The 505-nt window shown below is 56.8% G+C and carries 1 protein-coding gene; it reads right to left on the reverse strand.

The annotated features are described in order from the left end of the window. Positions 1 to 319: 319 nt before the first annotated feature. On the reverse strand, positions 320 to 505 hold a 186-nt coding region (locus M3090_RS15600), incomplete at its 5' end, for a hypothetical protein (protein ID WP_249057794.1).

Here is a 505-nt window from a genome sequence, read left to right on the forward strand (position 1 = left end):
GGAAAAGCGCTTTCGGGGAAAGCGGACGATAACCTGACGGAAAGCCTCCGGCCACGCCAACGGATTCATGCCGCAAAGGTAGGAAGCGGATCCGGTTGCCACACAACATCCCGGCCGGCCACATTATGCCATAGGACAGCCACTTTGCCCTGAGGATAATTCCGATAGGAACCCATACCCTGTTGCAACGTTGGGACAGCCGACTGACCAGCCAGCCCGACATCCAACCGTACCGACAGCCGGGCAGTTGCAGAACAAGACAACCTATCAAGCGGCTAACGGCACAAACAACCGTCCAACCATACCAGCCACCGACACATCAGCCATTCCACCCGGCAATCATACGGATGCCCAACGGACTATCCGGACAATGAGATGTATGACCAACCAGCCACTCCACGCCAAAGCCGTGCCACTCGCGCCCCGGAGCGTGAAATCCCTTTCCTCCACTCCCGTTTCTCCTTTCCTTTGCCGCATCATTTGAAACGGAACGGTTATGCCAACG

The sequence above is a fragment of the Bacteroides sp. ET71 genome (assembly GCF_023336905.1).
Taxonomy (GTDB): Bacteria; Bacteroidota; Bacteroidia; order Bacteroidales; family Bacteroidaceae; genus Bacteroides.